Annotated in this window: 9 protein-coding genes and 1 pseudogene; 3 read left to right on the top strand and 7 right to left on the bottom strand. The window is 55.5% G+C overall.

All coding sequences use genetic code 11. The features are described from left to right. Nucleotides 1-127: 127 nt before the first annotated feature. From J9889_RS16005 to J9889_RS15985, 5 genes are all read right to left on the bottom strand, one after another. Nucleotides 128-979 carry a hypothetical protein gene (locus tag J9889_RS16005; protein WP_210557334.1) on the bottom strand — a complete coding sequence of 284 codons (852 nt, stop codon included), beginning with the start codon at nt 977-979 and terminating at the stop codon, nt 128-130. A gap of 155 nt (nt 980-1134) precedes the next feature. Continuing rightward, nucleotides 1135-2007 carry a hypothetical protein gene (locus J9889_RS16000; protein WP_021140990.1) on the bottom strand — a complete coding sequence of 291 codons (873 nt, stop codon included), beginning with the start codon at nt 2005-2007 and terminating at the stop codon, nt 1135-1137. Next, on the bottom strand, nt 2004-4766 hold the full coding sequence (locus J9889_RS15995; RefSeq protein WP_210557333.1) for a hypothetical protein: 2763 nt from the start codon (nt 4764-4766) through the stop codon (nt 2004-2006). Before J9889_RS15995 ends, J9889_RS16000 begins: the two co-directional genes overlap by 4 nt. Next, a complete protein-coding gene (locus tag J9889_RS15990; RefSeq protein ID WP_005330555.1) occupies nt 4763-5371 on the bottom strand; it encodes a hypothetical protein in 609 nt (202 codons plus the stop codon). Before J9889_RS15990 ends, J9889_RS15995 begins: the two co-directional genes overlap by 4 nt. Beyond that, the gene (locus J9889_RS15985; protein ID WP_103858836.1) at nt 5368-6624 is read right to left on the bottom strand and encodes a hypothetical protein; all 1257 of its coding nucleotides are present in this window, start codon (nt 6622-6624) and stop codon (nt 5368-5370) included. Before J9889_RS15985 ends, J9889_RS15990 begins: the two co-directional genes overlap by 4 nt. Before the next feature lie 248 nt (nt 6625-6872). On the opposite strand from J9889_RS15985, the pseudogene istB reads away from it, so the two are divergent. From istB to J9889_RS15970, 3 genes and pseudogenes are all read left to right on the top strand, one after another. After that, a pseudogene (gene istB, locus J9889_RS15980) lies at nt 6873-7080 on the top strand (IS21-like element ISAs29 family helper ATPase IstB); the annotation flags it as partial. Between the two features lie 239 nt (nt 7081-7319). Further along, the gene (locus J9889_RS15975) at nt 7320-7628 is read left to right on the top strand and encodes a hypothetical protein (protein ID WP_210557332.1); all 309 of its coding nucleotides are present in this window, start codon (nt 7320-7322) and stop codon (nt 7626-7628) included. A gap of 191 nt (nt 7629-7819) precedes the next feature. After that, nucleotides 7820-8737 (top strand): WYL domain-containing protein, encoded by a 918-nt coding sequence (locus tag J9889_RS15970; RefSeq protein WP_010674966.1) that lies wholly within the window; start codon nt 7820-7822, stop codon nt 8735-8737. Between the two features lie 63 nt (nt 8738-8800). On the opposite strand, the gene J9889_RS15965 is transcribed toward J9889_RS15970, so the two are convergent. Together J9889_RS15965 and J9889_RS15960 are read right to left on the bottom strand one after the other, a co-directional pair. Continuing rightward, nucleotides 8801-9082: a hypothetical protein gene (locus J9889_RS15965; RefSeq protein ID WP_010674967.1), complete on the bottom strand. Its 282-nt coding sequence runs from the start codon at nt 9080-9082 to the stop codon at nt 8801-8803. 93 nt (nt 9083-9175) lie between these two features. Further along, the coding region (locus J9889_RS15960) for a hypothetical protein (protein ID WP_210557331.1) at nt 9176-9410 on the bottom strand (235 nt) is incomplete at its 5' end.

The following is a 9410-nucleotide window of genomic DNA, read 5'->3' as shown; positions in this document are numbered from 1 at the left end:
TGTTGGTGGAAATAAGAGAGCGTCTGGAATGGGCTGCCGTTTACTTGGCGAAAAATGCCCGTCGAACCAAGCAGCGAAAATCGATACAGAACAGGACCTTAGAAGGAATTTCAAATGAAGTGTTTTCTTAAGGTCCTGTATATGAGGCGCTGTTAGTGCCCATCATGACGCTGACCACAAAGTCCTGTATCACCTTCAAATACTGAATGAGGCCGTCCAGCGTGGGAGATGGCGCATGGATAAAGGCCAGGATCACCTCAGATACCTGAATGCCGACGGCAGCCAGCCCCTCACTGAGCGTGAAGGCGAGATCTTCCCCTGCGTGCCACCCCTCATCCAACTCGAAGTAATGGATGAGGGCCTTGCCAAGTTGCTCCGCCGTGCGCCACGCCTCCAGGCCGTGCACCTCCCCGGTCTGCCTGCTGATCGCACGCGTTACCCGTTTATTTTCCTCCACAACATCGGCAACGCTTCGCGCTGGGATGCCCTCGATATGCGGCGCCACCCCCTTGCAGAGCAGACAATGGAAGAAGGGAAACAGCAATTCATGCACGACGCTGGGCGAGCCGAAATAACCCGCTTGGGACGCCGTTTGCAGCATCTGCGCAAAGCCATCGACGGGGACTTGCCCGGCGGCATAAAAGGCAATTTCGCTTTCGATGATCGATTTGGCCTCCTCCAAAGACCAGCCGAAATGATCAGGATCCAGCGACAACCGCATTCTCGATGCCAGCCACCAACCTTCACTGTCACGAACAAAGAGCACTTCCGCCGCCTTGCTCCCCGTCCAGCTCCGGTATAGGTGGAGAGTTTCTCCTTCGAAATAGCAGAACCATTTGTACTCCATCGCCGGAGGGATAAATCCCTGTCGGATATTGGCCATCTGCTCATCGCGAAAGCGCAGGCTCAGCGGAAGGGTGAGCGCATCTCGATGCAATGGTTGTAACCCTTGCCAATCATGCCGTGTCGCCGCCTTCATCCTTTATCTCTCAAGTCATCAGTTAAAACCCAGATGACTATATCGTTCGAGCAAAGCCGCTTCGATACTGGGGTTTTGCACATGTCGTATTTTCAAGCAGATATTTTCAAACTAATAGACAGATAAGAGGCAGGCGAGACGGACGGGGCAGTTCCTCACAACCACACGGCTTCCTGCTCCAGCGCCATCCCGCTGGCTTGCATTGACCGGATCAATTGCTTCACTTCCACGTCGAAATCGGCTGTCGCAGGGTGTGCCAGCATGGCGTTGAATTCGCGCTGGGTATCCTGCCAAAGCGTGGTACAACCGAAACGCTCGAGACGAGATGGCCACTCGGGCATCAACCACAGGGCCACGCTGTGGCCAAGACGGCTGCGAAGCCGGGCAAAGTTGAGCAGACCCACTCCGTCGTAGTCGGGAAAGAAGTGGATCGCAGGCGCCCGCTGGCGCAAGGCGAGCCAATCCAACAATGTGTTGGGCAATTGGCCACTGTAATAAGCAACACTGGCGGGCTGGGCGCAGGGTAGCCAGTCCAGCTGGTCAAACAGCGCCTGATTTTCCACAAGCCATAGCGGATGTTCGGTATACCAGGTGCTGTCGGCGTGCACAGTCAGAGCGGCGACGCCCAGTTGATCGGTGCTCAGTCGCAAGTCCAGCCGGTTGTCTTTATCGTCTCGCCACGCCACCTGACCGGGACCAGCCTTTAACAGCAGATAGCTGAACTCATGCCCATGATCTGCCCCCTTGCTACGGCGAGTGGCGGCGATGTTACGCGCTCGGCGTGGCAGACCATCGACCAATTCGGCTTGCTCTATCGGCACCAGTTGTCGCCACTGGTGTTCCACCACGGCGGGCAGCCTTATCTCAAATACGACTCCCCTGCCCTCGGGCCGCATCTGTATGCTGCCGGTAGCGCGGGCAAAGCTGCTCAGCTCACGTCGTTGCCCCTCGCTCAATTGAGAGCTGGCAAGCCCTCCTCCAGGGGCTTGGCGCAATTTGCGCAAGGCGGCGATCAAACTACGGCTCATGGTCGCTCCTTGGGAGCAAGCACCAGCCAGCTCTGCCGATTGATATGGTTCTTGCCGGCATGGTGATGGATAGGTACGCAATAGCGTGCCGTGGTCAACGGAGCTGGCGAGGCGCAGATCAGGGCAAAACCGAATTCTGCCGCCACATCGATCAGATTTTTCTGGTTGCGGGTATCCAGCGCCAGCGCCTCATCCAGATAACAGATGGTGCGGATGCGCTTGTTCTTGTGATGCATCAGGTGGAGCATGGCCAGCCCGGTCACCAGCTTGGCCATCAATACGGTGCCGTTGGAGGCCGCACTGTCTATCTCGGTGAAGGACTCCTCCTGCTGATCCTGCTTACCTATCACAAACTCCAGGCGAAACAGATCGGCGACACGGAGCCCTTGCCGGGCATTGCCCTCATCAAACAAGGTCTGTTTGGCGCGATCCAATCGCACATCATCCAGCACGCTTTGCTGATTAAACAGATCGAAGCTCTCCCCCGTCTCCATCTGAGCGGACTTATCGAGCAGAGTTTCGATGGCTTCCACCAAGTGTGCTTCATCCCTGGGCTCGATTTTGAAAACCCTGAGGTCGGACAGTTGGCGCTGACTCACCAGCCGGTTGAAGCCTCGCATCTGCGCCTTGAAAGCATTCAGCCCCTGTCTGAGCTGTTTAAGGCTGGCGGTGACATTGATCACGGCACTGCGGGCCTTCTTCTCCAATGCCTCGGCTTCTTTTGGCAACATCTGATGGAAATCGAGGATCCGGCTCCACTCCTCGTCCTGATTCGGACAGTGTTCATACTTGGTGAGTCCGCCAGCGTGCAAATCCTGCAAACCGCGCTGCAACGCGCTGTTCAACGCCGACAATTGACGACTATCAGCCTGGAATTCCTGCAAACGGGTATATAGGGTATCCAGCGTGCTGGTGGCGCCCCCGAGCCAGGGATGGTAGGAAAGAGATTCCAGATAACCGAATTCTGGCCCCTGATCCTCGCGCTGGTTACGCATGGTGACGATGCCGTTATGCTCATCATTCAGTCGCATCTGCGCTTGTCGCAAAGCATTGAGTTGATCAACCAAGCTCAATTGCTGCTGGTTAATCGCTGCCAGCTCGGCCTGTAGCCTATCCAGCTCTTGTTTATGGGCTATCAATTGCTCTGCTCGCTGGTCACTCTGGGCCAATAAATGCTGCCAGGTGTCGAAGTCGGCCAGCTCCTGCCGCAGTTGTTGCTGCTCCTGCTCTAATCGTTGCTTGTGTGCCTCGGCCTGATGGCGCTGCTCGGCTGTTTGCCGCTGCTCCTCCAAACTGGCGATATGCCTGTCGGTATCCCTGATCTGCTCCTCCAGCTCGGCTTCACTGAGTTGCTGAAACTGGGGATGCAACCGATGAAGGTTAATGCGCAGGCCAGCCAGCATCAGCGTCTCGCTCGGCGCCTGTGACAACTGTTGTTTCAACCGGGGCATATCAAGTTCGAAATCTGCCGGTCCCAACTGCATCACTCCGGCCTGGAGCACCCGGTTTAGTCGCAGTAACTCCTCTTCACTCAGATGCTCAGCCATGTGTCGATAGAGATTGTCGGCCAAAGTCTCCTGCTGCCGATGCAGGCTCATCGACAACTGCTGTTGCCGACGTAAATCTCGCCTTATGTCCTCTACGCTGCGGCTCTTGACCTGCCCCAGCAGGGTGATCTGAGCCTCCAAATTCTCCTTGACCGCCGCCAGCTGTGTTTCAAGTTGCTCACGTCCCGAAAGCAGGGTAAACCGACGCTCCAGCTCCGCTTGCTGCTGATTGAGCGCCAGCAGCTGAGTATGGGACTGCTGTTTTACGAGCCGTTCGACACTCAGCTCCTGAATACGGCTCCCCGATTGCTTTTGTGCCGTCTCGCATTGCAACACCTTGGCTGCCAATTCCTCTGCTGTGGACTCATAGTAGGAGTGCCACTGCTTGAGGTCTTCTTCTATCTGTGGGCACCAGACGATGAGCTTGCCTCTGAGCGTCAAACGCTCTTGCACTTGTTTGGCCAAGCTCAGGATCCGTGCAGACTGATTGACCGCCGCCTGATACTGAGCCCGTTCACTATTGACCTCGCTAAATGCCTTTTCCCACTCTTGCCGAAAGTCGATGGCCGCATCCGACAAGTCCCGTTTGAAGATTTCCAACAGATAATTTTTGACATCGGCCGAGGTGAGCCTATCCAGCCGTAAGGTACGAGTGAGGACCTGTCGATAGGCAGCAGCATCCGATTGATGCTCCAGATGAAAGAGGGTGAAATCGGGCTCGCTGGCGGCCCGCTTGCGACGACCACCATACAGGGCATCGCGAAAATCATTGGGACTCTTGTAGACAAACACCAGCCGCTGGCGCGTGGCCAGGTGGTTTACCAGTTGGGGCTCCGCCACCAGAGCGCCGCCGTCCAACCGATAATCATCCAGATCCAACGCTCCCTTGTAGGCAAAGTACTGATAGTCATGGCTAACCCCCTTGCCGACACATCCCAGCACCACGGTCCCCGTTTCTGGCAGACAGGCTTCCAGCAGTATGTAGGCGCTGTTGTTGGGGAAGTAGAATCGTTTGGACTTCTCCAGATCGTGGGCGCCAAAGTCCATGCGTCGCTGGTCGATGATCAATAAAAACTGCAGCGCGTTGATGAGGCTGGTTTTACCTGTGTTATTGGGGGCGATGAGTGAGACGGCAGCATCCAGCGGCAACTCGGCTCTCTGATACCCGGCACTGCCCAACAATACCAGACGCTCAAACCCGTACTGGATCATGCTTCCTCCTCCTCATCCAAACCCACCTCTGCCGATTCATCTTCCTCGCCACCCTGCGGCTCATCGAATGAATCGTCTTGGCCAGATGCGCTCAACGATTCGAAGTGTTCCAGATAGCGATAGACCGCCGGCAATAACTGCCAATAACCGTTAAGTGACAACGCAAATCCGAGCTTGACCGCGCTGTCCAGCAACGCGATGAAGCCATCCAGCTCCAACCCCTCGGCCTCAAGGATCTCCTGATGATGCTCGTGAGCCTTGGCCAGCAAGGCCTTGTCTACCCGCCACTCCGTAAAGCGGGACAAGGGTCTGCCCTCATCAGCCTGGGTATCAAACAAGCACATCCATAACAACGCCAGGCGCTTGCTAGTCTTGCTGGCTTGGCTGCCGGACTCCTCGATATGAAACCAGGCATAGCCACGTGGCTCGACTTTAAGCTCAAACCCCAGGGCGGCAAAAATAGCCTGATAGCTTTCCTGACACCGCTCCAGCTCGGCCCACAGGGCAGGCTCCGCCACCCGGTTGAGGTGCTTGCCGCTGTTGAACAGGCGAAACAGCTCACTCAGGGCACCGAGCGACTCCAGATGCGAAATAGAGGTAATCATGATCTCTGGATCCTGTTGGGGTGATAACTGACCAGCACCTCTTGCAAATCCGTTGTGGTGCTATCTGGGTGAAGGCTCGCCAGCCAAAGAGGCTCACGCACCAGTTCGTGGTAGAGTCGCAACAAGGTGGCATCCGGCTGCTCGCCATAATGCTGTAGCAACCAGAGCATCAGGTTCTCCACTGGCAGGCTCTCTTGCAGGTGTTGTTTGAGGGTCTCGTCATCAATGGGCTCTACCAGTGAGGCGTCGAAGGGGACCTCCGTCGGGAAACGGATGAGTTCCGGTATGTACGCCAGGGCGCTGGCCATAAAATCCTTGACCTCGAAGCCTACACTAACGCGTCGCGGTCGCTCCTGCCGCCAGACAGGCAAGGCCCCCTTCGTATTGCGCAACGGCAGAGCTCGCGTGAGGCCACGTTTGCGCACACGCCCCAACAACTGGCTGATGGCGGCAGACAGGCCATTATGCTCGCGCAGCTCTTCACGCAGCGGCAGCAAGGTGGCGGCACATTGCTGGGCTACCAATCTTCCCAACCGCTGCAACTCCTTGGCTTGATAAGAAACCTGACGCAACTGTAACTGGTGGGTATAAAGCCCACCTTGTATGGTGATGGCCTCTACAGCCCGATCCAGAGCCCTCTCCGCCTGCTCCAGAAAGGGATAGAAGTTGCCCGCAAGCCCGGAGTCCATCATCTCGTTCATGGGCTCCACATACTGGTCATAGGCTTCAAGCACTGAGCGATAACGTTGCGCTATTGGCATGGCTGCATCCGCGGATTTAGCCTGTTCGGCCAGCTCCAATATGGCATGGCGATCCTGATCCAATTGCAAACTGATCTGCCGCAACAGGTCTGACATCTTGGCTGAGCCCTGACGCAAATAATCGGGATTGAGTGGTTCAGAACCTTCCAGTATTTGTGCTGTCGCTTGTTTGATGGCCTCGATACGCGCCTTGAGCACGGCAGAAAGCCCTAACTCATGCTCACGTAACAGCCCCCGCGCAAACTCTTGCACCAAGGGGTTGACCTGCAGGGTATCGGTTCGCTCAAGCCACTGCAGGACATCGCTGCTACATAGGCTGCGCAAGATTTCTCCACACTCAGGCTCGCTGTCACTGCCCCGGCTGGACTTGCCAATTAGCCTCAGCACCATCGCCTCATCGAAAGCAGGCCATTCCCGCGAAGCCCGAACCAATGCTTCGATGACGTCCCAATGTTTATGCAGTTGGAATATCAGACTTTTGGGATTTGCCATTCGGTATCCTTGTTCGCTCCCTTGGCCCCAGTCCAAAGAATCATACGATGGACGGCTGGCGTCATTTGACCACAAGAGCATAGAAAGCAACCCAGCTGGCAACAATACTGGATACTTCTACATGTCGTTTTTTCAAGCAGATATCTGACGACTCCGGTCTCCCTTACCGCCATTGCTGCAAATGCTCAAACGCTGAGTGTGGGCCGGACTACCGCCAGGATGTTGGCTTGGATCACGCCTCCAGCAGGCAGATCATGGATGATCGGTATGGAAAATACTCGACGGTAGTGGTCAGTCAACTACCAACGGAAGAGTGGTACGCGAGCTTGGGGGACAACACCCCTGGCAGATGCGATCCTGGACCGGCTGATGCACAACGCTCACCGGCTGTCACTGAAGGGAGAATCGATGAGAAAGAGGAGAAGTGAGTTGACCCAATCTGAACAGTCGAGTTAGAAACGAGATGACATGAGCGCGTTAAGGATCAGGGTGTTCACGTTGGCCGGAATCACTGTTCAACTTCACCGGAATACGCAGAAGGTATCGATCCTACTTGGGTGATATGGTGCCGTCGTTGGCGAGACACTTCCACCTTACGTCCCCGCACACGTGAAAGTAATTACAGTTTCATCTTGAGGACCGGTGCCTGGTTAGCACGTGCGCAACTAGGAATTACGGCGCCCACCGATTGGAGCATGTCCACTTGCGCAGCACTTATTGCCGCTGTTGACCGGATGACAGTTGGTGAGTGGGCTCTAGAGTCAGCGAAAGGAACGCAGCTCAAAGGGCTTGGCCAGCCTATTGCTGCCAACTCAAAACGCGCCTTTCTGCATGCCTTGCGACGCTTTTTTACAGATTTTGAGCTGTGGGGTTGGGGGCATTTGAAGTTCAGCCCCCGGCATCACCTCGCCACGCCGCGCTCCGTGGCTTTTAATTCGGGTATCAATCCCCGCGTTATTGATGATTCGACTTGGCTCAAGCTGATTTGGGGAAGGTGCGAATAAGTCATATGGCACGAGAGCATTTACTGGTAACCCATTGATATTAAATGACTAAAATTTTCATTTTTTGTTCGTGGGATACTTGTTCGCACTTTCCCTCTCCTTTGCTCTACACAATTGGTGCTGCCAGTATATGTCGCCTGTATACTCATGCCGATACTGGTTACATTCACATGTCGCATTTTGGAGCACATATGACCGCTGGGGCGCTCACCTGGGATCAGACTTTGCGTTTTCGACTGCTGGAGATCGTGTTGATGTGGGAAGGCCGCCTAACCACCAACCACCTCTGCACTGCCTTCAACATTGGCCGCCAGCAGGCGTCGAGGGATATCAACCGCTATATCCAGGAGGTCTCGCCACAAGGGCTGGAGTACGACCGCAATCTCAAGGGATACAAACCTACCGCCCAGTTCAGCCCTCGCTTTAGCGAAGGCAAGGTGGATGAGTATCTGTTGCTGCTGCACCGAGAGAAGCAGCATCAGCGCCAGCATGAGGCAGGTGTCTTGGCGCTGCCACTGATGGACCTGCGTTACGGCCATATCGAGATCCTGGATGTGCCTAACCGCCATATCGACCCCGTCATCGTACGCGGTCTGGTGCAGGCGGCCCGCAGCCAGTTACGGGTGGATGTGGATTATGTGTCGCTCAGTTCGGCCGAGCGTAGCGGGCGCAATATAGTTCCCCATACCTTGGTCTATGACGGCATTCGCTGGCATGTGCGGGCGTATTGCGAGAAGAAGAGGGATTATCTGGACTTTGTGATGAGCCGCTTTCGGGGCAAGCCGGAGCTACTCGACGCTTCGGCCCACGGTCGAGATCAGGATCTGGAGTGGAACAATCGGGTGGTCGCTGTGGTGACCCCCAATCCCTGTCTGGGTGATGAACAGCAGGCCATTATCGCCAGCGACTATGCGATGACCGACGGCAAGTTGCTGATAGAACAGCGCGTCCCCTTGATGCATTACGCCCTGGAGCGGATGCAGGTGAGCTACAACGGGGAACATGCTAATAATCCCCTGCTCTACCCACTGGTGCTCGCCAACCGGGAGGAGCTGATCCGGCAAGGCTGTGTCTTTAAGCTCAAGAATGCAGATTTGCAAATTTCATAGCGGGCTGGTGCTTTGTAGTGGCCCAGCTCACGACGCCACTACGAGCACCTGACTGTTTATCCGTCATTCCACCCGACCAAAACGATCAGGGTCGGCTGGCACATAATCGTCCTCAAACATATTCTGCGAGCGATGGCTTTGACGCAAAGACGCGAGCGTCTCAAAGAAACAATCTTCACAGAGATGCACTTCGTATCTCTCGCCATCGTGCCGTACCGAGCCATACCCCCAGTGGGCTGACAATGTGCCGTATTCCTGTGCCATTGTCTTTGTCGTGCTGTCACCACACACATCACAGATCACATCTACGACCTGCTCCGTCGGAACTATCGCTTTTACCAACATATTGCCTCCCGCATTATCTCAACACGCAACCTGTTTACCCCCGGCAAGAGCCCCATCGGACGTTGTGGGTGATGCCATCTTGCCAGCTCTTCTTTAAAACCGGTTTAAGCCCACGACCACGCCATCAATCCAGCCGCTTGTAAATCCGCGTATCGCTGGTCGATTTCCGAAACCAGTAAAAATCGGTTCTTCGCGGGATCTTGGGGAAGTGGAAGTTGACAGACAGGGTGCTGGTAAACTGGCTGTCTCCAAACACACCACCACCATCACCCTGCTGTCGCCGTGCATCATATTGATATTGCCTCCTTCTGGCCAGGTTATACCGTCA

The organism is Aeromonas sp. PrichA-15 (assembly GCF_017939245.1).
GTDB lineage: Bacteria > Pseudomonadota > Gammaproteobacteria > Enterobacterales > Aeromonadaceae > Aeromonas > Aeromonas caviae.
The sequence above is the reverse complement of the archived record's forward strand: the minus strand, read 5'-3'. Positions and strand labels throughout refer to the sequence as shown.